1 tRNA gene is annotated in these 210 nt (G+C 59.5%); it reads left to right on the top strand.

Annotation, left to right across the window (positions count from 1 at the left end):
* Positions 1-58 precede the first annotated feature (58 nt).
* Positions 59-149, top strand: a tRNA-Ser gene (locus tag C9J34_RS21605).
* The last annotated feature ends 61 nt before the right edge of the window (positions 150-210 follow it).

Here is a 210-nt window from a genome sequence, read left to right as displayed (position 1 = left end):
GCAACCGGCTGTTAACCGGTTGGTCGCAGGTTCGAGTCCTGCCTTCGGAGCCATTTATGGGGAAGTACTCAAGAGGCTGAAGAGGCGCCCCTGCTAAGGGTGTAGGTCGGGTAACCGGCGCGAGGGTTCAAATCCCTCCTTCTCCGCCATCGAAGCATGGCCCGTTGGTCAAGTGGTTAAGACACCGCCCTTTCACGGCGGTAACACGGG

The organism is Metasolibacillus meyeri (assembly GCF_003049505.1).
GTDB lineage: Bacteria > Bacillota > Bacilli > Bacillales_A > Planococcaceae > Metasolibacillus > Metasolibacillus meyeri.
This window is presented reverse-complemented; position numbering and strand designations above follow the sequence as displayed.